This is a genomic window from Roseomonas gilardii subsp. gilardii (assembly GCF_023078375.1).
GTDB lineage: Bacteria > Pseudomonadota > Alphaproteobacteria > Acetobacterales > Acetobacteraceae > Roseomonas > Roseomonas gilardii.
Genome location: NZ_CP095554.1, coordinates 1447600 through 1468987 on the forward strand (window position 1 = coordinate 1447600; position 21388 = coordinate 1468987).

At 71.1% G+C, this 21388-nt stretch carries 19 protein-coding genes; 11 read left to right on the forward strand and 8 right to left on the reverse strand.

Annotated features, from left to right (window positions below):
- Positions 1 to 135: 135 nt before the first annotated feature.
- Positions 136 to 1974: a dihydroxy-acid dehydratase gene (gene ilvD / locus MVG78_RS06570; protein ID WP_247559251.1), complete on the forward strand. Its 1839-nt coding sequence runs from the start codon at positions 136 to 138 to the stop codon at positions 1972 to 1974.
- A gap of 98 nt (positions 1975 to 2072) precedes the next feature.
- Here ilvD and MVG78_RS06575 read toward each other — a convergent pair whose 3' ends face one another.
- Together MVG78_RS06575 and MVG78_RS06580 are read right to left on the reverse strand one after the other, a co-directional pair.
- On the reverse strand, positions 2073 to 2360 hold the full coding sequence (locus MVG78_RS06575) for a hypothetical protein (RefSeq protein ID WP_247559253.1): 288 nt from the start codon (positions 2358 to 2360) through the stop codon (positions 2073 to 2075).
- Between the two features lie 193 nt (positions 2361 to 2553).
- Positions 2554 to 3552, reverse strand: coding sequence for a Tim44 domain-containing protein (locus MVG78_RS06580; protein WP_247559255.1), 999 nt, complete (start codon positions 3550 to 3552; stop codon positions 2554 to 2556).
- A 341-nt stretch (positions 3553 to 3893) separates the two neighbouring features.
- Between MVG78_RS06580 and MVG78_RS06585 the strand changes: the two genes are divergently transcribed.
- Positions 3894 to 5996 (forward strand): prolyl oligopeptidase family serine peptidase, encoded by a 2103-nt coding sequence (locus tag MVG78_RS06585; RefSeq protein WP_247559258.1) that lies wholly within the window; start codon positions 3894 to 3896, stop codon positions 5994 to 5996.
- A gap of 381 nt (positions 5997 to 6377) precedes the next feature.
- On the opposite strand, the gene MVG78_RS06590 is transcribed toward MVG78_RS06585, so the two are convergent.
- On the reverse strand, positions 6378 to 7289 hold the full coding sequence (locus MVG78_RS06590) for a bestrophin family protein (RefSeq protein WP_247559279.1): 912 nt from the start codon (positions 7287 to 7289) through the stop codon (positions 6378 to 6380).
- 29 nt (positions 7290 to 7318) lie between these two features.
- Positions 7319 to 7867 carry a D-alanyl-D-alanine dipeptidase gene (ddpX, locus tag MVG78_RS06595; protein WP_247559280.1) on the reverse strand — a complete coding sequence of 183 codons (549 nt, stop codon included), beginning with the start codon at positions 7865 to 7867 and terminating at the stop codon, positions 7319 to 7321.
- Between the two features lie 116 nt (positions 7868 to 7983).
- Between ddpX and MVG78_RS06600 the strand changes: the two genes are divergently transcribed.
- On the forward strand, positions 7984 to 8475 hold the full coding sequence (locus MVG78_RS06600; protein ID WP_247560570.1) for a hypothetical protein: 492 nt from the start codon (positions 7984 to 7986) through the stop codon (positions 8473 to 8475).
- A 47-nt stretch (positions 8476 to 8522) separates the two neighbouring features.
- On the opposite strand, the gene MVG78_RS06605 is transcribed toward MVG78_RS06600, so the two are convergent.
- The 4 genes from MVG78_RS06605 to MVG78_RS06620 form a co-directional block, all read right to left on the reverse strand.
- Positions 8523 to 9626, reverse strand: a complete 1104-nt coding sequence (locus tag MVG78_RS06605; protein WP_247559282.1) for a YeiH family protein — start codon at positions 9624 to 9626, stop codon at positions 8523 to 8525.
- A 157-nt stretch (positions 9627 to 9783) separates the two neighbouring features.
- Complete coding sequence (locus MVG78_RS06610; RefSeq protein ID WP_247559284.1) at positions 9784 to 10212, reverse strand: hypothetical protein; 429 nt, start codon at positions 10210 to 10212, stop codon at positions 9784 to 9786.
- Positions 10213 to 10281: 69 nt separating this feature from the next.
- The gene (locus tag MVG78_RS06615) at positions 10282 to 10983 is read right to left on the reverse strand and encodes a ParA family protein (RefSeq protein ID WP_247559286.1); all 702 of its coding nucleotides are present in this window, start codon (positions 10981 to 10983) and stop codon (positions 10282 to 10284) included.
- A 181-nt stretch (positions 10984 to 11164) separates the two neighbouring features.
- Positions 11165 to 12202: an alpha/beta fold hydrolase gene (locus tag MVG78_RS06620; protein ID WP_247559288.1), complete on the reverse strand. Its 1038-nt coding sequence runs from the start codon at positions 12200 to 12202 to the stop codon at positions 11165 to 11167.
- 370 nt (positions 12203 to 12572) lie between these two features.
- Between MVG78_RS06620 and MVG78_RS06625 the strand changes: the two genes are divergently transcribed.
- The 8 genes from MVG78_RS06625 (at position 12573) to MVG78_RS06660 (ending at position 21323) form a co-directional block, all read left to right on the forward strand.
- The gene (locus MVG78_RS06625; RefSeq protein ID WP_247559290.1) at positions 12573 to 14216 is read left to right on the forward strand and encodes an amidohydrolase; all 1644 of its coding nucleotides are present in this window, start codon (positions 12573 to 12575) and stop codon (positions 14214 to 14216) included.
- Positions 14217 to 14289: 73 nt separating this feature from the next.
- Positions 14290 to 15231, forward strand: a complete 942-nt coding sequence (locus MVG78_RS06630) for an ABC transporter permease (protein ID WP_247559291.1) — start codon at positions 14290 to 14292, stop codon at positions 15229 to 15231.
- Positions 15228 to 15548, forward strand: coding sequence for a hypothetical protein (locus tag MVG78_RS06635; RefSeq protein WP_247559293.1), 321 nt, complete (start codon positions 15228 to 15230; stop codon positions 15546 to 15548). The genes MVG78_RS06630 and MVG78_RS06635 overlap by 4 nt, the downstream gene beginning before the upstream one ends.
- A complete protein-coding gene (locus MVG78_RS06640) occupies positions 15506 to 16138 on the forward strand; it encodes an ABC transporter permease (RefSeq protein WP_247559294.1) in 633 nt (210 codons plus the stop codon). Before MVG78_RS06635 ends, MVG78_RS06640 begins: the two co-directional genes overlap by 43 nt.
- Before the next feature lie 35 nt (positions 16139 to 16173).
- Positions 16174 to 17778, forward strand: a complete 1605-nt coding sequence (locus tag MVG78_RS06645; RefSeq protein ID WP_247559296.1) for an ABC transporter substrate-binding protein — start codon at positions 16174 to 16176, stop codon at positions 17776 to 17778.
- A 13-nt stretch (positions 17779 to 17791) separates the two neighbouring features.
- The gene (locus MVG78_RS06650) at positions 17792 to 19225 is read left to right on the forward strand and encodes an amidohydrolase family protein (protein ID WP_247559298.1); all 1434 of its coding nucleotides are present in this window, start codon (positions 17792 to 17794) and stop codon (positions 19223 to 19225) included.
- Between the two features lie 11 nt (positions 19226 to 19236).
- Positions 19237 to 20235, forward strand: a complete 999-nt coding sequence (locus tag MVG78_RS06655; protein WP_247559300.1) for an ABC transporter ATP-binding protein — start codon at positions 19237 to 19239, stop codon at positions 20233 to 20235.
- Positions 20232 to 21323 (forward strand): ABC transporter ATP-binding protein, encoded by a 1092-nt coding sequence (locus tag MVG78_RS06660; RefSeq protein WP_247559302.1) that lies wholly within the window; start codon positions 20232 to 20234, stop codon positions 21321 to 21323. The genes MVG78_RS06655 and MVG78_RS06660 overlap by 4 nt, the downstream gene beginning before the upstream one ends.
- The last annotated feature ends 65 nt before the right edge of the window (positions 21324 to 21388 follow it).

The following is a 21388-nucleotide window of genomic DNA, read 5'->3' on the forward strand; positions in this document are numbered from 1 at the left end:
GGCGGGCATCGATTCCGGACGGGGAGCCACCGGCCCAGCCTGGAGCAGCCTTGAGCACGGGGCGCGTTGAACTCGCTTCCGGCGCATGGGAAAGGACGAGGCAACGGATCCGACGTTCGAGGAAGACGCAAGTCCATGCCCGCCTATCGTTCCCGCACCACCACCCATGGCCGCAACATGGCCGGCGCCCGCGGCCTCTGGCGCGCCACCGGCATGAAGGACGGCGATTTCGGCAAGCCGATCATCGCGGTGGTCAATTCCTTCACCCAGTTCGTCCCCGGGCACGTCCATCTGAAGGATCTCGGCCAGCTCGTGGCGCGGGAGATCGAGCGGGCCGGCGGCGTGGCCAAGGAGTTCAACACCATCGCGGTGGATGACGGCATCGCCATGGGGCATGACGGGATGCTCTACTCCCTGCCCTCGCGCGAGCTGATCGCCGACAGCGTGGAGTACATGGTCAACGCGCACTGCGCCGACGCCATGGTCTGCATCTCCAACTGCGACAAGATCACGCCGGGCATGCTGATGGCGGCGCTGCGGCTGAACATCCCCGTGGTCTTCGTGTCCGGCGGGCCGATGGAGGCGGGCAAGGTCACCGCCCAGGGCGTGACGAAGAAGTACGACCTGATCGACGCCATGGTGGCCGCCGCCGACGACCGCGTCTCGGACGAGGAGGTGAAGGTCATCGAGCGGTCCGCCTGCCCCACCTGCGGCTCCTGCTCCGGCATGTTCACGGCAAATTCGATGAACTGCCTGACCGAGGCGCTGGGGCTGGCGCTGCCGGGCAACGGCTCGACGCTGGCCACCCATGCCGACCGCCGCCGCCTCTTCGTCGAGGCGGGGCACCTGATCGTCGATCTCGCCCGCCGCTACTACGAGCAGGACGACGCTTCCGTGCTGCCGCGCCATGTCGCCTCCTTCGCCGCCTTCGAGAACGCGATGACGCTGGACATCGCCATGGGCGGCTCGACCAACACGGTGCTGCACCTGCTCGCCGCCGCGAATGAGGGGGAGGTGCCCTTCACCATGGCGGATATCGACCGCCTGTCCCGCCGCGTGCCGGTGCTGTGCAAGGTCGCGCCCGCCGTGTCGCAGGTGCATATGGAGGACGTGCACCGCGCCGGCGGCATCATGGGCATCCTGGGCGAGCTGGACCGTGCCGGGCTGGTGGACACCAGCGCCGGCAACGTGGCCGAGGGCACGCTGGGCAAGGCGCTGGCGCGCTGGGACGTGCGGGAGACGGAAAGCGCCTCGGTGAAGGAGTTCTACCGCGCCGCGCCGGGCGGCGTGCCGACCCAGGTGGCCTTCAGCCAGGAATGCCGCTTCGACGAGCTGGACCTGGACCGCGAGAAGGGCGTGATCCGCGATCTGGAGCATGCCTATTCGCGCGATGGCGGGCTGGCGGTGCTGTTCGGCAACCTCGCCCTGGATGGCTGCATCGTGAAGACCGCCGGCGTGGATGAGAGCATCCTGAAGTTCTCCGGCCCCGCCCATGTCTTCGAGAGCCAGGACGCCGCCGTGGAGGGCATCCTGGGCAACAAGGTGAAGCCGGGCGAGGTGGTGCTGATCCGCTATGAGGGGCCGCGCGGCGGGCCGGGGATGCAGGAGATGCTGTATCCGACGAGCTACCTGAAGTCGAAGGGGCTGGGGAAGGCCTGCGCCCTGGTGACGGACGGGCGCTTCTCCGGCGGTTCCTCGGGGCTTTCCATCGGCCATGTCTCACCCGAGGCGGCCGAGGGCGGACTGATCGGCCTGGTGGAACAGGGCGACCGGATCGAGATCGACATCCCCAACCGCCGCATCCATCTCGCGGTCGAGGAGGCGGAGCTGGAACGCCGCCGCGCGATCCGCGAGGCGGCCGGCTGGAAGCCCGCCGTGCCGCGGGCGCGCAAGGTCAGTGCCGCGCTGCGGGCCTATGCGATGCTGGCGACCAGCGCCGCCAAGGGTGCGGTGCGGCAGGTTCCCAAGGACTGAGGCCCGAGGACTGAGACCGGGGGCAGTCCACCCCGCCTGATCCTCCCGGGGGTGGTGGCTGCCCCCGGGGGAAGGGCCCTGTCCACGGCGATCCGTGCCTACTGGAGGTCCGGATAGGCCGGGTAGGAGGCGCCACGGGGCCCTGAGGACTCCGCACCGTCATCCGGCCAGTCCTCCTCCGGCGGATCCAGCAGTTCGATCAGCCGGGCCACGCGTCCGGAGGCCAGCGGGGCGCCGCTGTTCATCGGAGCCTCGTCATTGGCCAGCCAGGACCGCGCCTGGGCGAATTCCTCGCCGGTGGCGCCCGTGGCCAGGATTTCCGTGATCAGGTGATCCTCCACCCTGCCCAGGGCGGCCACGATCTCATCCCGTGTCAGCATGGACATCTGGAGCCTCCTTCCATCCGTGGGTCTCCGCATGGCGTGGAGCCGCGCGGAGACCCCCGTGACGGAACGCCCCGGTGCGGCCATCGTTGCCGGGGGGCGCCCTTTTTCGGTGCCTGGGACGGGGGGCATGAAAAGGCCGGGCCCCGTGTCCGGAGCCCGGCCATATCCGCCGGAAAACCTCTTCGGAGGCGGCTCAGGCCGCCTGCTGGATCGCCGAGAGCAGCCAGTCCTGGCCCGGCTGGCGGGTGAAGGTCCAGATCTCCGTCACGGTCTGGCGGGCCTGCGGGTCGCCCTCCACCACCTGGCCGCTGCTGTCGCGGGTGACATCGATCAGGCTGAAGCGCATCGCCACCGTGGCGTAGTCCTGGCCGTTCTCGTTCCAGGCCTCGGCGAGGTCGCCGGATTCCAGCCGGACGTCGCGGGTCTCGTTGCGCCAGCCGCGCGCCTTCAGGTCCTGCAGGTCGTTGCTGAAGTAGCGCAGCATTTCCGGCGTGGCGAGGCGGGCCAGGGCCTCGGTGTCGCCGCGCGACCAGGCGGCGTTCACCGCCTGCAGGCTGCGCTCGAAGGCGGCGAAGTCAGCCTGGCCGACCTGCACCGGGGCGGTGGCCGGCGCGACGGGGCGGCCCGAGGCCGCGCCCCGCATGGCGCCGCCCAGCGGGCCGGGGCGGTTGCTCATCGGGTCCTGCTGCGCCTCGCGGGCATAACCCGGCGCGTGTCCGGCCATGGCGACGCCCCCCTGGCGGCGGCGCAGGAAGCGCATCAGCAGCATGACGCCGCCGACCACCAGGGCGATCTGCAGCAGCAGGCCGATCAGCCCCGCGAAGCCGGAGATGCCGCCGAAGCCGAAGCCGAAGAGCATGCCGAGCAGGCCGGCGCCGAGCAGGCCGCCCATCATGCCGCCCATGAAGCCGCCGCCGAAGCGGCTGCCCGCAGGAGCGGGGGTGTAGCTGGGGGGGCGGGCCGGGGTGGCCTGGTTCATGCCGCCACGCGACATGTCACTGCGGTCGAAGGTGTTCGCGCCGCCGCCCGGCGCGGTGCGGGTGGCCGGGGGCGCATTGAAGGTGCGGCTGCCGCGGCTGCCCGAGGAGAAGCCGCCGCCGGGGCGCGCCTCGGCGAGGGCCGGCGCCAGTGCCAGGGCAAGGGCGGCGAAACCCGCGAGGAAGCGGGCCTTCCGGACGGTCTTGCGATGCATGGGACGGTTCTCCCGGGTGAGTGATTCTGTCATGGCTGTAATATAAGAAGCCCGGACGGGGATGCCATGTCCAGCCATCATTGTGAGAACGATGGCACCGCGTGAAGGTTTTCCGGTGCCCTGGAATGGGTGGCGGCCTTGGCGGAAGGGCGTTCGCGGAGGAATTTTCTTGCGATTTGGCAATATGGAATGATCCCGGAATATTCTGGACGGGGCACGGTTTTGGCGCGGCGCCGCCCTGGCCCTATCCTCGCCGGGGCCGTCCCTGAGCCGCTTTGGCCGGTCCTTGCCCTCTCACCCCCCCCCTCGGCCTCATCCCGGCCGTTCAGAGGATGCCCGCCATGCCGGAACCCGATTTCCACCCGACCCTCGCCGCGCCGGATGATGATCCCTGGCTCTGGCTGGAGGAGGTGGAGGGGGCCCGCGCCCTGGAATGGGTGGAAGGGCAGAACGCCACCCTGCTCGCCCGCCATGCCGATGCCCGCTTCGAGGCCGATCGCGACGCGCTGAAGGCGGCGATGGACCGGCCGGACAAGCTGCCCTTCGTCACCCGCCGGGGCGGGCTGCTGTACAATTTCTGGCAGGATGCCGCCCGGCCGCGCGGGCTCTGGCGGCGGACCACGCTGGATTCCTACCGGAGCAGCGATCCGGTCTGGGAGGATCTGCTGGACCTCGACGCGCTGGCGGCGGAGGAAGGGGAGGACTGGGTCTGGCAGGGCGCGCGCAGCCTGCCCGGCGCGCATGACCGGGCGATTCTTTCCCTGTCGCGCGGCGGTGGGGATGCGGTAGTGCTGCGGGAGTTCGATCTTCCCACCCGGCGCTTCGTGGAGGGCGGCTTCGCCGTGCCGGAAGCCAAGGGGCTGGTGGACTGGATCGACCGCGACACGCTGCTGCTTTCCACCGCGCTGGGGGCAGGGAATGCCACGCAGTCCGGCTATCCCCGCCGCATCCGGCTCTGGCGCCGGGGCGGGGCGCCGCTGGGGGCGGAGGTGCTGTTCGAGACGGCGCCGGAGAGCATGGGGCTCTGGGGCAGCGTGGACCGCGCGACGGGCCATCTGGTCTTCCGCGAGCAGCTCGGCTTCTACGACGCGCGCTATCACCTGAGGGAGCCGGGCGGGGCGGTCACGACGCTCGACCTTCCGACCGACATGCGGCTGGACTGGCACCATGGTGGCACCGCCCCGGCCGGCGGGGCGGAGCTGGAGGGCTGGCTGGCCCTGTGGCCGCGCACGCCCTGGACGGTGGCGGGGCGAACCCATGCGCCGGACACGCTGCTGGGCATCCGGCTGGCGGATTTCCTGGCGGGAAGCCGGGACTTCGCCACGTTGTTCGTGCCGGGGGAGCGGCGGGCGCTGCAGGGCTTCTTCTGGTGCCGGGGAAGGCTGGTCCTGTCCATCCTCGACGACCTGCGCCCGGTCTTCACCCTGCGGACGCCGCCGGGCGGCGGGGCGGACTGGCATGCCGAGGAGATCCCGGGACTGCCGCAGATCGGCGTGGTCAGCGTCTGGCCGCTGGACGAGGAGGAGATGGAATCCGACGGCACGCTGATGGTCAGCGCCCAGGACCCGGTGACGCCGCCCAGCCTGATGCTGTCCCCACCTGGCCTCGGGATGCCGGCGCTGCTGAAGCAGGCGCCGCGCGTCTATGATGCCGCCGGGCTGGTGGTGACGCGGCACGAGACGGTCTCGGCGGATGGGGAGCGCATCCCCTATGTGCAGGTCGGGCCGGAGGGGCTGACCGGCGAGGCGCCGGTGCATATGACGGGCTATGGCGGGTTCCAGGTCACCACGCAGCCCTATTACGCCATGCGCACGGGCAAGCTCTGGCTGGAGAAGGGGGGCACCACCGTGCTCGCCAATATCCGCGGCGGCGGGGAGTTCGGCACGCGCTGGCACGAGGCCGGGCGGCTGGCGGGCAAGGCCCGTTCGCATGACGACTTCGCCGCCGTGGCCGCGGACCTGGTGCAGCGCGGCGTCACCCGGCCGGGGCGCATCGCGGCGGAGGGCGGCAGCAATGGCGGGCTGCTGATCGCCAACATGCTGACGCGCTATCCGGAGCGGTTCGGGGCGCTGTTCTGCACCATCCCGCTGGTGGACATGCGGCGCTATACGAAGCTGCTGGCGGGGGCGAGCTGGATCGCGGAATACGGCGATCCGGAGAAGCCGGAGGACTGGGATTTCCTCCAGCACATCTCGGCCTATCACTGTGCGGAGCCAGGGCGGCGCTATCCGCCCATCCTGCTGGCCACGGCGCGCAAGGATGACCGTGTCCATCCCGGCCATGCCCGCAAGATGGCCGCCAAGCTCCAGGCCATGGGCTACGACGCGTCCTTCTACGAGCCCGGCGCGGGCGGCCATGGCTATGGCAAGGATAGCGGGGAGATCGCCACCTTCTCGGCCCTCGGCATGGCCTTCCTGCGCCGCGCCATCGGCTGGGAGGATTGATCCGGGCGGGACGCGTCTTGTGGCCGCCCGCCGGGGGCAAGGCGCTGCCTCGCCCCCGAGACCCCCACTCCGCCCATGACCATGGTGGGGGACCGAAGCCGGTCCCCGGACCCCGGGCTTTCGTGGGCTCCGGTGGCTGCCGTCGGTTTGCGGGCTGATCCCTGGGAGCAGGTGGATCGGCGGGGCTCCGAAAGCAAAAACAACACCCTGTCCGCGCTGGTGGCGCTCGCAGTCGCCGGAGAGCGATGCTCTCCGGCGTGGTCCGGCCGTGGTGAGCGCCAAGGAGTGGAAGGTCCAGGAAACTCAGTTTCCTGGCGGATCAGGGGGTCTGGGGGAAAAGGCGGAGCCTTGTCCCCCCGGGACAGGGCGACGCCGGGGGTGTCAGCGCAGGAGGTAGCGGGTCGGGCGGAGGGGCTCGGGGAGGTCGGTTTCGCCCAGGGCTTCCAGGAGGTCGGTCTCGACCACGCGCACCATGGCGTTGAGGGCGAGGTCGTTGGCCTGGTCGCCGAAGGGGTCCTCCAGCTCGTCGCCCAGGGCGTCGAGGCCGAAGAGGGTATAGGCCAGGATGGCCACCACGACGGGCGTGCCGAAGCCGAGCGTGCCGACGAAGCCGAAGGGCATCAGCAGGCAGAAGAGCCAGGCCGAGCGGTGCAGCAGCAGCGAATAGGCATAGGGCAGGGGCGTGTTGTGGATGCGCTCGCAGCCCGCCTGGATGGCGGTCATCCCGGCCAGCGGGGCGGAAAGCTGCGTGTGCAGGATGTCGGTCAGGGCGCCGGCGCGCAGCAGGGCGGCCAGTTCCGCCGATTGCGCGCGCAGCACCGCGTCCGGGCGGTTGCGCCGCGTGGCCAGGGCGGCGGCTTCCTCCGGCGGAAGCCAGGGGCGGGCGCGTTCCAGCCCGTTCTGGCCGCGGAGCTGCGTGGCCAGGAGATGCGCGAAGCCCGCCACGCGGCGCAGCAGGCGCCCGCGCACCTCGCTTTCCGGCAGCAGGCTCGTCACCAGCCGGGCGAAGACGCGGTTCTCGGTGATCAGCCTGCCCCAGAGCTGCCGGCCCTCCCACCAGCGGGCATGGCAGGCGTTGTTGCGGAAGCTGAGGAAGATCGAGAGCGTCAGGCCCAGCACGGTGAAGGGCGCCGCGCTGAATTCGGGGAAGATACCGGGATAGCGCCGGTCCAGCAGCGCCAGCAGCAGGGCGATGCCTGTCACCAGCGCCACGCGCGGCGCCACCAGCGGCACCACGGAGCCGCGCAGGGCGAAGAGGAGATCCAGCGTGCCGGGGCGGGGGCGGACGATCATGGCGGCTCAGCCCCCTCTCGCATGGGTGGTCACATCGGTCCGCCCGGGACGGCGCTGGCGCAGAGGGCCGGGTGCCGCCGGGCGTCGAAGAGCTGATAGTGCCACCATTCCAGGGCATAGTGGTCCCAGCCGGCCGCCGTCATGAGGCCCAGCAGGATGGCGCGGTTGCGCTGGTCCTCCGCCGGGATGTCCAGGCTGCCATGGGCGGAGGCTTCCTCCACCGCGTCGAAGCCGGTGCCCATGGGCAGTTCGCGGCCGCTGGCCGTATCCACCAGCGTCAGGTCCACCGCCGCGCCGCGCGGATGCACGCCGCCCAGGCGCGGGTCGGAGACGAAGCGCTTGTCCTCCACCGCATGCCACAGCGCCCATTGGGCCTCGATCGGGCGGAAGGCGTCGAGGAGCTTGATCCGCAGGCCCAGCGCCAGCGCCAGCGCATTGGCCCGCAGCAGGCGCTCCCGCGCCTCCGGCAGCAGCAGCGCGGCCGGGCGCGTGTAGATCGGGCGGCCGGTCAGGTTGTCGGCGGTGGCGTAGCGGATGTCGAGGAGGACGCCGTCTTCCTCGTGGATCGGAATCAGCATGGGGGTGCTTATAGCCATGCGTGCTCCAGGCGGCTTCCCCGGCTCCGGACCGCGGGGCGCAACCCAGCCCCGCTCCGGCGCGTTCGCGGCTTTCCGACCAAGAGGGAATCCGACCGATGCGCGGCACCGCTTTCACCCTGGCCCTGGCCTTGATGACCACGCCGCTCTGGGTCCAGGACCTCCGGGCGCAGGATATCGGCCAGGGCAATGGCCGTGGGGGCGCGACCAGCGGCTCCCCGGCCGGCGGCTCCAGCGAGGCGCCCGACCTCGCCAGCTATGAGAAGCTGTTGCAGGACAGCCTTGGCAAGCTGCGCGCCGCCGCCAGCCAGCCCGGGGTGAAGGACGAGTTCAGCAAGGACGAGTCCGTCGGCACCGCGCGCCGGGAGGTGCTGACGGTATTGCAGGACAGCCTGGGCGTCGTCCGGCGCGCGCCCGCTTCCTACAAGGACCGGGCTGTCTACAAGCAGGCCGAGAGCGAGGTCCAGGCGGCCAGCAACAAGGTTCAGGGCCAGCAGCAGGACGCCGCCCTGGCCGGCCCGATGCGGCAGGCCATCCAGGCCGTGGAGGCCCTGGTGCGCGATGTCGGGGCCTCGCACGGGCGGGGCTGATCCCGGAGGCGCGCCGCGCCCCGGTGGATAAGGGCAGGCGTGGCCGGTCAGGCCAGGGGCAGGAGGTGGATCAGCCCCAGGCTGATGACGCACAGCACGAGGAGCGACCCGATCACGGCCCCGACCACCAGGGCGCCGGCCCGGGCGACCATGCGGACATCCACGCCCAGGCCCAGCGCGGCCATGGAGATCACCGTCAGCAGCGTGGTCAGGCTGGCGATGGGGGCCAGCGCGGCCTGCGGGATCAGGCCCAGGGAGCGCAGCACGGCGCAGCCCAGGAAGCCCAGGATGAACCAGGGCACCAGCCGGCCCAGGATGCGGGTGCGCGGCTGGGTGCGGGTGGCGGGCTCCGCCGCTTCGCGCCGGCGTGCCGCCAGCAGGGACAGGACCAGCACGACCGGCCCGAGCATCAGCACGCGCACCAGCTTGACCAGCGTGCCGAGCTGCACGCTCAGCGCCCCGACCGGCGCCGTTGCGGCCAGAACCTGCGGCACGGCGTAGACGGTGAGGCCGGCCAGGACGCCATACTGCGTCTCGTGCAGCCCCAGCAGTGGCACGGCCAGCGGCAGGGACAGCACCACGACGATGCCCAGCACGGCGGTGAAGGCGATGGAGGCGGCGATGTCGCGGCTTTCCGCGCCGATCACCGGCGCCACGGCGGCGATGGCGGAGTTGCCGCAGATCGAGTTGCCGCAGGCCACGAGCATGGCCATCCGGCGCGGCAGGCCGAGCAGGCGGCCGATGCCGTAGCTGGCCGGGATGGCCACAGCCACCACGGCGGCGATGCCCAGCACCAGGGCCGGGCCGACCGCCAGCAGCGCCTGGGCGCTCAGCGCCGTGCCGAGCAGGATGATCGCGACCTCCAGCAGCACCTTGGCGGAGAAGGCGATGCCGGGTGCGAAAGCCTTGCCCGGCGTCCAGGCGGTGCGTAGCGCCGTGCCGAGCAGGATGGCCAGCACCACGGGTTCCAGCCAGTCGCGGCCCAGCAGGGCGTGCTCGGCCTGGCCGATGCCGGCCGCCAGCGCGGCGATGGCGGCGCAGAGCAGCACGCCCGGCCCCAGGCGCCGCAGCGCCCCGGCCCGCCGCCCGCCGGTCGCTTCGCCCGCCGTGGCCGGCTGGACGAGGCTGGGGCTGGAGGCGGGGCGGGTCATGGTGTCTCGGTATCCTGGAAGCCGGACCCTATGATGCGCCGCGCTGAAACATCTGACAAACGCAATGGTTCGATCGGATCAATCTGAATTCCAGAACGATCTGCTGCCATTGCGGGGCCGGGGCGGGGCATGAGCCCGTTGCGGTGGTAAGCCTGGGTCAGGCCGGGTTGCGGGCCTGCCACTCGGCGAAGACGCGTTCCAGCAGCTCGACCTTCTTGCAGTCCTGGGCTGCCGCGGCACGCTTGAAGGCCCGCCGGAACTCGGCCGTGACGCGGAAGTTCAGCGGCTCGGTGCGCTCCTTGGCCGTTTTTGCCGCCTTGCGGGGCTTCTCCTTCAGCGCCTCCGGGCTGGCTGCCTTGGCGGGCTTGGCCTTGGCCTTCTTCGGGCTTTCCGGCGCCGGCCCGTCGGTCCGCGCGGGCTCGGCAGGCGTCGCGGCTTCGGCGGCCTTCCCAGGGTTGGCGGGGGCCTCGCTCAGGGCGCCGAGCACGCTGCTCTGCGGGGGCGGGGCGCCCTTGGTTCCGCGGCGGCGGACCGGATGGGGGCTTCCGGCGGGCGTGCCGGTGGGGGAGTGCTCGGGATCGGACATGGTCTGTTCCAGGATCTCTGTTCCAGGATTCCGGGGCCCCGCCGGGCGGATGGCTGGCGGGGTGGGGTTTCACGGCTGAACGGAGGTTTCCGGCCCCTCCCGCCGTGTCGGGGAGGGGCGCGGGATCTCAGCGGGGCCGGCGGGTTCTTTCCACGGGCGGCTCGGCCGGGGGCGGCTGGTGACGAAGGCGACGGCATCGCGGGCGAAGGCCTCGGCCTTGCGGCGCAGCGAGACATGCGAGACCTCGGTGGCGACACGGCCCTCGTCATGCGCGCGGCGGTAGCCAGCCTTTTCCGGCCAGGCATGCGGCAGGCAGTGGTAGCCGGCCTCGCGCACATAGAGTGCCGCCTCCTCGATCTCGGCGGCGGAATCGCCGGCGCGGCAGAGGGCGATGGCGATGCGCGAGGCGGGGATGCCCTGGCCGAGCAGCTCATGCGCCAGGCGCACGGTCGGCAGCAGGTCGTCCACCGCCAGCCCGGACGGGATCAGCACCGCATCGGCGGCGCGGGCCACCTCCAGCGTCTGGGCATCGGCGAAGCCGCGCGCGTCGAGCACGAGGCAGTCGGCCTGGTCGCGGCGCGCGGCGCGCAGGGCGGGGTCCAGCCCATCGAAGCATTCCGCCCGCACCACCGGCTTCCGCCCGGAGGCGGCACGGCGGCGCGCCCATTCGGCCGAGGTGGCCTGCAGCACGTCCAGGTCGGCGAGCAGCACGTCGCGGCCCTGGGCGGCCAGTTCCCGTGCCAGCAGGCGGGCCAGCGACGACTTCGCCACGCCCCCTTTCTGTGACACGCAGCCCACGACGAGCATGATGGTCCGGGTCTCCCGCCTCAGGTCCGGGGCGCATTCTGCGTGCAAGCGTGCAAGCGTGCAAGCGTGCTGGATGCTCCGGCCGGGGCTCGGCCCAGATGGCTCAGCCCAGATGGCTCAGCCCGGGTGGCTCAGCCCGGGTGGCTCAGCCCAGCCAGAGCCGCACGGCTTCCCGCAGGAAAGCGGTGTCGGCGGCGTTGCCGGCGGGATTGCCCGCGCGGTGGCCATGGATGCTGGGGATGGGGAGGAGCTTCGCGTCGCGCAGGAGGGGCAGCTCCGCCTCGTTGTCGGCGGTGCGGAAATACAGGTCCGTCGCCCCTGGCATCAGCAGCACGCGCGCCCGGATCGCCGCCAGGGCGCGCGGCAGGTCGCCTTCGTGGAGCGGGTTGTCGCTGATGTCGCCGGCATCCCAGCAGCGGAGCTGGGCGTACAGGTCAGCGGCCGGCTTCGCGTCGTAGCGGGTTTCCCAGCCCCGCAGATAGGCGGCGAGATCGGGGGCCCCGGGCGAGAGGTACAGTCCGGCGCGGTAGAAATCCTGGCTCATGGCCCAGCCGGCATAGATCCGTCCGAAGGCGCGCTTGGCCAGGGCTGGCTCGGCGGCGAAGCGGCCCTCGCCCCGGTGTTCGGGCGCCGCTTCCAGCACGGCCATGAGCCCGCGCAGGAAGACCTGGTTGTGCGGGGCGGTGCGGGCACTGCCGCAGTTGATCACCACGCGCTCCACGGCATCGGGGAAGCAGGCGGCCCAGTGATAGGCCTGCTGCGCGCCCATCGACCAGCCATAGGCCGCGTGCAGCCTTTCGATGCCGAAGACGTCGCGCAGCAATTGCCGCTGTGCCTGCACATTGTCCCAGGCGGTGACCAGCGGCGGATAGTCCGGCGTGTTCGAGGGCGAGGAGGAGACGCCGTTGCCGAACATGTCGATCTGCACGATGAACCAGCGCGTCGGATCGAGCACACGGTCCGGCCCGATCAGCCATTCCAGCTCCGGATGCCGCGCGCCGTAGCTGGTGGGATAGAGCACGACATTGTCGCGGCCGGGCGAGAGCGTGCCGTGTGCCTTCCAGCCCAGCATCGCATCGCGGATTTCCCCGCCATGCAGCGCGCGGCGCGTGCCGAGGCGGATGCGGCCACTGGCCGTGGGCCAACCGGAAGATGGGGGCGGTGGAGGCTGCTCCGCGCGCATGCTGTCCGTTGTCCTCCGCCGCCGTTCCGCCTGTAACGTGAAAGGCGAGGATGGGAATGGTCAAGCGTGGAGCCGTGTCGCCGCCTCTGCCGCTTGCGCAAACAGCCATGCCCAAGGATGCGGCAGGGCGGCGTGGTGCGCTGCGCTGCGGCATGAAGAGCGGTCATTCGGTGTGTTGACGCGCTCGGTATACCGGATGACAGTCTGCGCGCTTCCGTACGGGGGAGCCGGTGTGGCGCAGGCCGCGGCGGCGGGTTTCGGCCATACCGAAACCCTGTGAACCCGTGTGTGCCAGGGGTGATGCATGCCCCGGTCCGTGGGCCATGGGATGGCGGCGGGAAGCGGCAGGATGTTTGCTGGGGGCGGAAGCATGGGCGGCGATCTTCTTCTGACGGGCGGACGGATCTTCCGCGGGCTGAAGGGCGGCTTCGCCGAGGCGCTGCTGCTGCGCGACGGCAAGGTGGCGGCGGTCGGCGCGCGCGCGGAGGTCGAGGGCGCTGCCGCGCCGGGCACGCGGCGCATCGACCTCGCGGGGCGGGCGGCGATTCCCGCCTTCAACGAGGCGCATATGCACCTGCTGCCCTATGGCCTCGGCCTGGCGCAGGCGAATCTGCGGCCCGATGATGGCGTGAAGACGCTGGATGAGCTGCTGTCCCGCCTCCGCACTGCCGCCGCGCGCACGCCGAAGGGCGAGTGGGTGGTAGGGCGCGGCTATGACCACCTAGTGCTCGATATCGGGCGGCATCCGACGGCGGAGGAGCTGCAGGCCGCCGCGCCGGAGCATCCCATCTATATCGTGCGCACCTGCGGCCATATGGGCGTGGCCTCCACCGCTGCGCTGAAGCGTGCGGGCATCGGGCACAACACGCCCGACCCGCAGGGTGGCGCCATCGAGCGGAAGGACGGTGCGCTGACGGGGCTGTTGCAGGAGCGCGCGCAGGGGCTGCTGAAGCAGGCGATTCCGGAGCCTTCGGAAGACATGATGGTGGAGGCGATCGAGCGCGCGGGGCGTGATCTCGCCGCGCGCGGCTTCGCCTCGGCCAGCGACATGAATGTCGGCATGACCGCCGGCATGGCGGAGGTGGCCGCCTACAGGCGCGCGCTGGCCGAAGGGCGGCTGATGCAGCGCATGTGGCAGGTGCTGGCGGGCAATCCCGAGGGCATCGCGGCGGAGGCCTGGGAGGCCGGGCTGCGGCCGGACCATACGCATGACATGCTGGCCTGGGGTGCGGTGAAGACCTTCGCCGACGGTTCGGCGGGTGGGCTGACGGCGGCCTTTTTCGAACCCTATCTCGCCTCCGCCGGCGGCGGCACCGGCATCCTCTGCTTCCCCGAGGAGGAGCAGCACGCGCTGCTGGCGAAGTATCACCGCCAGGGCTGGCAGCTCGACATCCATGCCATCGGCGACGCGGCGATCGAGCAGATCCTGTCCGGCATGGAGGCCGCCGACACGCCGGACATGCCGGTGCTGGGCCGGCGCCACCGCATCGAGCATTGCGGCTTCCTGAACGCGGACCAGCGGCGGCGCATGAAGGCGCGGGGCATCATCCCGGTGCCGCAGCCGACCTTCATCTACGAGTTCGGCGAGGTCTATCTGAAGGTGCTGGGCATGGAGCGTTCCGCCGCCTCCTATCCCATGCGCACCTGGCTGGAGGAGGGGCACAACCCGCCCGGTTCCTCCGACAGCCCGGTCTGCACCGTCGATCCCTTCGTCGGCCTCTATGCCATGCTGACGCGCAAGACGGTCAAGGGCACGGTGATCGGCGCCGGCCAGCGCCTGGGCATCGAGGAGGCGGTCCACTGCTACACCTGGTGCGGCGCGCATTCGCAGTTCGCCGAGGACCGGCGCGGCACGCTGGAGGTGGGGATGCAGGCGGATGTCGCGGTGCTGTCCGCCGACATCTTCGCGCTGGAGCCCGAGGCGGTGCGCGACACGAAGGCCGACCTGACGCTGCGCGGCGGCGAGGTGATCTTCGACCGGCACGGCGCGCTGATGTCCGAGGCGGCCCAGTGAGGGGCAACGCAGTGAGGGGCAACGCAGTGAGGGGCAACGCAGTGAGGGGCAGGCCGGGCGACGGGACCGGCTGATGCTCCGCCACGCGCTGCAACGCCTGCTGCTGGCCATTCCCGTCCTGATCGGCGTGCTGCTGGTCGGCTTCCTGCTGATGCAGGTGGTGCCGACCGACCCGGCCACGGTGCGGGCCGGCCCGACCGCGACGCCGGAGGTGATCGCGGCGATCCGGCAGGATCTGGGCCTGGACCGGCCGCTCTGGTGGCAGTTCGGCGCCTATGTCGGGCGGCTGCTGCACGGGGATCTGGGCGTTTCCATCATCAACAACGTGCCGGTGACGCTGGAGCTGGGGGAGACGATCGGCCCGACGCTGGAGCTGATGTTCGCCTGCCTGATCTGGTCCATTCCGCTGGGCATCGCCATGGGCACGGCGGCGGCCTATTGGCGCGGCACGCTGTTCGACCGGGCGGTGATGGCCGTCGCCGTCGCCTGCGCCACGCTGCCGGTCTTCTTCATCGGGCTGATGCTGATCTGGGTGATCGGTTTCCAGTGGCAGCTCCTGCCCTTCACCGGGCGGGGCGGGCCGCTCTGGACGGCCGACGGGCTGCTGGCCATCGCCATGCCGGCCATCACCCTGGGCATGGCCTTTGTCGGGCCGGTGGCGCGGATGACGCGCACGGCGGTGCTGGACGTGCTGGGGGCGGAGCATGTGCGCACCGCGCGGGCCAAGGGGCTCGGCGAGTTCGCCGTGGTGATGCGTCACGGCTTGCGCAACGCGCTGATCCCGGTGGTGACGCTGATCGGGCTGCAGATCGGCTTTTTGCTCGGCGGCGCGGTGGTGACGGAGACGGTCTTCTCCTGGCCTGGCGTCGGGCGGCTGGCGGTGGGGGCCATCCTGTCCTCCGATTTTCCCATGGCGCAGGGGACGATCCTGGTGCTCTCCCTCGGCTTCATCCTGGTCAACCTCGCGGTGGACGTGCTCTACGTCGCGCTCGACCCGCGGATGCGTTCGGCATGAGCGCGGTATTGCCCGAGGCGGCCGTCAAGGTCGCCGAGCCGGAGATCGCCGCCACCGACGCGCATGTGGCGCGCGGCCCGGGCCTGTTCCGGCGCCTGCTGCGCGACCCGGTGGGCGCGGCCGCGCTGGTGCTGGTGGTGGTGCTGGTCGCCGCCGCCGTGCTGGCGCCCTGGCTCTCGCCGACCGACCCTTATGACAACGACCTGTCGCTCGCCATGCAGCCGCCGGGGCTGCGCCCGGCCTCTGGCTGGGGGCGGATGCGCAGGGGCGCAACATGGTCACGCGCCTGCTCTTCGGGCTGCGGACCAGCCTGCTGATGGGGCTGGCCTCGGTGCTCCTGGGCGGGATGGCCGGCATGCTGGTGGGTTTCGCCGCCGCCTTCTGGCGCCGCATCGACGGGCTGCTGATGCGGCTGATGGATGTGCTGCTGTCCTTCCCCGCCATCCTGTTCGGCCTCGCTTTGGCGGCGATCTTCGGGCCGGGCATCTGGGCGGTGGTGCTGGCGCTCTCGGTCGCGACCGTACCGCTGATGGCGCGCATCACGCGCGGCGCGGCGCTGGGGGTGATGCAGCAGGACTATATCGAGGCGGCGCGGGCCACGGGCATGTCCGATGCGCGGCTGATCCTGCGGCACCTCGCGCCCAACTGCCTGTCGCCGATCTTCGTCTTCACCACGCTGCGCTTCGGGCAGGTGATCCTGCTCGGCGCCGCGCTCTCCTTCCTCGGCCTGGGGGCGCAGCCGCCGCTGGCGGAGCTGGGGGCCATGGCGAGCGAGGGGCGGAACTTCCTGTTCTTCGCGCCGCATATCGCGGTGATCCCCTGCATCCTGATCTTCCTGGTCGGGCTGGGCTTCAACATCCTGGGCGACGCGCTGCGCGACGCGCTCGATCCGAAGCTGCGCCGCTGACCGCCAACGCCAACCTGTTTCCGGGAGTTCCTCGCATGCGTCAGACCCTCCGCACCGCGCTTCTCGGAAGCGCCCTGGCCGTTTCGGCCCTGATGCCCGTGGCGGGCGCCTGGGCGCAGGCCGCGCCGCGCGACACGCTGGTGGCGCTGCGCGAGATCGACGCCGACAACTATGATCCGGCACGCACCACCTCGCAGTCGGCGGGCTGGGCGATCTACATGATGGCCGACACGCTGGTCTCCATGGACTGGGACCAGAAGACGGTGAAGCCGGGCCTGGCCGAGAGCTGGACGGTGAGCCCGGACGGCAGGCTCTACACCTTCAAGCTGAAGCAGGGCGTCAAGTTCTGCGACGGCAAGCCGATGACGGCGAAGGACGTGGTCTATTCCATCAACCGCTGGATCGACCCGGCCACGCGCAGCCCCTCCAGGTGGCGCGCCGGACAGGTGAAGGAGGTCCGCGCGGTCGATGATTACACCGTCGAGTACGAGCTGAAGGAGCCTTTCTCCGAGCTGTTGCTGCAACTGACCATGTATTTCGCCTCCATCGTGGACCAGGGCGCGGTGGAGAAGCTCGGGCAGAATTTCGGCGTGCAGGGGTTCAACGGCACCGGCCCCTATTGCTGGGGGAGCTGGACGCCGCGGCAGGATCTCGTGCTGAACCGGCATGACGGCTACAACTGGGGGCCGCCGATCTACAAGAACCCCAGCCCGCAGATCGGCAAGGTGATCTGGCGCGTGATGCCGGAGGCGAACACCCGCCTCGCCGCCTTGCAGACCGGGCAGGCGGACGTGACCCAGGACATCCCGCTCTTCGCCATCGAGGGGCTGAAGAAGGTCCCGACCGTGAAGCTGACGCAGCAGCCGGTCTATTTCTGGGATGTCTTCGTCGGCTTCAAGGTAGACAAGCCCGTGGTCAGCGACCCCGCGATCCGCGAGGCGGTGAACATGGCGGTGAACCGGGCGCCGATCGCCAAGGCCGTCTATTTCGACGCGGCCTCGCCGGCGGATGCGCTGCTGAACCCGAAGGTGCAGGACTTCAACCCGGCGACCCTGAAGGAGCAGCCGAAATTCGATATCGAGGGGGCGAAGAAGCTCCTCGACGAGGCCGGCTGGAAGGTCGGGTCGGACGGCATCCGCGAGAAGAACGGGCAGCGCGCGAGCTTCCTGCTCTATGGCATCCAGAGCACCCTGAACAGCGGCGGCATGCAGGCGATGCAGTCCGACCTGCGGCGTGTCGGCATCGACATGAAGATCCAGCTCTGGGATGCGACCGTGGCCTGGGGCAAGCTGGCGACGCAGGAATTCGACGCCTTCACCATGTCCTATCCGTACCTCTCGGCCACGGATGCGCTCTCCCTCTACTTCCCCAGTGCCAACCGGCCGACGCCGAACCGCATGAACTGGGCGAACGAGGAGACCGACAGGAACCTGATGGGCGCCCGCACCGCCACCGACCCGGCGGAGCGCGCCAGGATGATCGGCGAGGTGCAGGAGCAGCTCACTGGGGCCAATGTCTGGGTGCCGCTGGTGCGCCAGCAGCTCTGGCTCCTCGCCTCCCAGCGCGTCGAGGGGGCGCGGCCGCACGGCATCTATGGCGCGGCCCTGTACAAGGGCCTCGACATCAGGCTGACGCGCTGAGGAGCATCCGGGCATGACCGTCACGCTGATCCGCGACGCCGATGTCGTCCTGGCCTGGGACGAGGCCGCGAAGACCCATAGCTACCTGACCGGCGGCGATGTCGCCTTCGAGGGTGGCGCGCTGCGCTTCGTCGGCCGGGGCTATGATGGGCCGGCGGAGGAGGTGATCGACGGCAAGGGGCTGATGGTCATGCCCGGCCTCGTCAACATCCACACCCACCCGTCCAGCGAGCCGATGAACAAGGGGCTGCTGGACGAGATCGGCTCGCCCGGACTCTACAACTCCTCGCTCTACGAGTTCATGCCGATCTTCCGCGCGGGCGAGGATGCGGTGCCCGACTGCGCCCGCGTGGCGCTGAGCGAGCTGCTGCTGTCCGGCGTCACCACGGTGGCCGACCTGTCCGTGCCCTATGACGGCTGGCTCGACCTGCTGGCGGAAAGCGGGCTGCGCGCCGTCGTCGCGCCGATGTTCCGTTCCGCCCGCTGGTACACGAAGAATGGCCATGTGGTGGAGTACGAGTGGAACGAGGCGGCCGGCGAGAAGGCGATGGCGGAGGCGCTGCGCCTGGTGGACCGGGCCGCGCAGCATGAATGCGGCCGCCTGTCGGGCATGGTGATCCCGGCGCAGATCGACACCGTCTCGCCGGGGCTGATGCGGGAAAGCCAGCAGGAGGCGCGGGCCCGCAACCTGCCCTGGCAGATCCATGCCGCGCAGTCGGTGGTGGAGTTCCACGAGATCACCCGGCGCCACGGGCTGACGCCGATCGGCTGGCTCGACAGCATGGGGTTGCTGAACGAGCGTGCCATCATCGGCCATGGCATCTTCCTCGACGACCATCCCTCGACGCGCTGGCACACGGACACCGACCTGAAGCGGCTGGCCGGGACGGGCACCAGCGTGGCGCATTGCCCGACGGTCTTCGCGCGGCGCGGCATCACCATGAAGAATTTCGGCCGCTACCGCCGCGCCGGGGTGAATATGGGCCTGGGCACGGACACCTATCCGCACAACATGCTCGACGAGATCCGGCTGGCCGCCTATCTCGCCCGCACCCAGGCGAGTGATCCGCGCGCCGTCACCACGCAGGAGCTGTTCGAGGCCGCGACCATCGGCGGGGCGAAGGCGCTGGGGCGGGAGGATATCGGCCGCCTCGCCCCCGGCTGCCGGGCCGATTTCGTGCTGGTGGACGTCACCCATCCGCTGATGCAGCCGCGCCGCGACCCCCTGCGCTCCCTGGTCTATGCCGCCGGCGAGCGCGCGCTGCGCGCCGTCTATGTGGACGGCACCTGCGCCGTGCGCGACGGGCGGGTGCTGACCATGGATTTCGCCGGGGCGGCCGAACGGCTGAACGAGGCGCAGAAGCGCGTGGTGGCCGAGGCCCCGTCGCGTGACTGGGCGCACCGGCCGGTGGAGCAGATCTCCCCGCCGACCTTCCGCTGGTCCTGAGGAGTCTCCACATGGCCGAGGACCTTCTGCGCATCGAGGGGCTGCGCACCAGCTTCCGCACCGGCCAGGGCGTGGTCTCCCCCGTGGATGGGGTGGACCTCGCCGTGCCGCGCGGACGGACGCTCGGCATCGTGGGGGAAAGCGGCTGCGGCAAGTCGATGCTGTCGCTGTCGATCATGGGTCTCGTGCCGCCGCCGGGGCGGATCGCCGCCGGCAAGGTGCTGCTGGAGGGCAGGGACCTCGCCGCCCTGTCCCAGGCGGAGATGCGCAAGGTGCGGGGCGGGGAGATCGCCATGATCTTCCAGGACCCGATGACCTCGCTGAACCCGGTGCACAGCGTCGGCAGGCAGATCACCGAGGCGATGCGCGTGCATGACCGCACCGCCTCGGAGCGGGCGATGCGCGATGCCGCCATCGCGGCGCTGCGCCAGGTGCGCATCCCGGCGCCGGAGCGGCGCTTCGACCAGTATCCGCACGAACTGTCGGGCGGCATGCGGCAGCGGGTGATGATCGCCATGGCGCTGGCCTGCCGGCCCCGGCTGCTGATCGCCGACGAGCCGACCACGGCGCTGGATGTGACGGTGCAGGCGCAGATCCTCGACCTGCTGCGCAATCTGCAGGCGGAGACGGGGATGTCGATCATCCTGATCACCCATGACCTCGGCGTGGTGGCGGAGATGGCCGACGAGGTGGCGGTGATGTATGCCGGCCGCGTGGTGGAGCGCTGTTCCGCCACGAGCCTGTTCAACGATCCGCAGCATCCCTACAGCATCGGGCTGCTCGGCAGCGTGCCGCGGCTGGACGAGGAGCGCGAAAGGCTGCTCGCCATCGACGGCTCCGTGCCGCCGCCCTTCGCCTTGCCGAAGGGCTGCCGCTTCAACCCGCGCTGCCCCTTCGTGCTGGAGATCTGCCGTTCCGCCGATCCGCCGCTGCGCGACGTGGCGCACCGGCACCATGCCGCCTGCCTGCGCGCGCCGCTCGATGCGCTCGCCACGGGGATGGCGGCATGAGCGCGCCGCTGCTGGAGGTCGATGGCCTCGCCAAGCACTATCCCATCCGCAAGGGCATCGTGCTCGCCCGCCAGATCGGCGCCGTGCGGGCCGTGGATGGGGTCGGCTTCTCCCTGAACCGGGGCGAGACCCTGGCGCTGGTGGGGGAATCGGGCTGCGGCAAGTCCACCACCGCGCGGCTGGTGATGCGGCTGATCGAGCCGAGCGCCGGCACGATCCGCTTCGACGGGCAGGATGTGACGACGGCCTCCGGCGGCGCGCTGCGGGCGCTGCGCCGGCGCATGCAGATCGTCTTCCAGGACCCCTTCGCCAGCCTGAACCCGCGCCTGACCGTGGGCGATGCCATTGCCGAGCCGATGGCGGTGCACGACATGGGCAATGGCGCGGCGCGGCAGGCGCGGGTGCAGGAGCTGCTCTCGCTGGTCGGGCTGCGGCCCTTCCATGCCGGGCGCTATCCGCACGAATTCTCCGGCGGACAGCGGCAGCGCATCGGCATCGCCCGGGCCCTGTCCGTGCGGCCCGACCTGCTGGTCTGCGACGAGCCCGTCTCGGCGCTCGACGTCTCGATCCAGGCGCAGGTGGTGAACCTGCTGAAGGATCTCCAGGCGCGGTTCGGGCTGAGCTACCTGTTCATCGCGCATGACCTGGCGGTGGTGAAGCACATGGCCGACCGGGTGGCGGTGATGTATCTGGGCCGGATCGTCGAGGTGGCCGAGAAGCGCGCCCTCTTCGCCGCGCCGCGCCACCCCTATACGCGGGCGCTGCTTTCCGCCATCCCGCGCCCCGATCCGGCGCTGCGCGGCTCGGTCACGCCGCTGGGCGGCGACCTGCCGAGCCCGGCCAACCCGCCGCCCGGCTGCCGCTTCCACACGCGCTGCCCGCATGCGGAGGCGATCTGCCGGGAGAAGGACCCGGAGCTGCGCGCGCCGTCCGGGCCGCTGGGGGGCGATCCGAACCACCTCGCCGCCTGCCATCTCGCGGACCGGCTGCCGCCGGTGCGGAACGTGGCGGAGCGGGGGCTGGCGCCGAATGCGATGCGGCGGCTGGCGCTCTATACCGCCGCGCGGGAGGCGAGGGGCGCCGCCTGATGGCGGCCCCGTCCAGGCTTGCCGTGGCGCGGGAGGTGCGCACATAGGGCGGCGCGACCGATGCG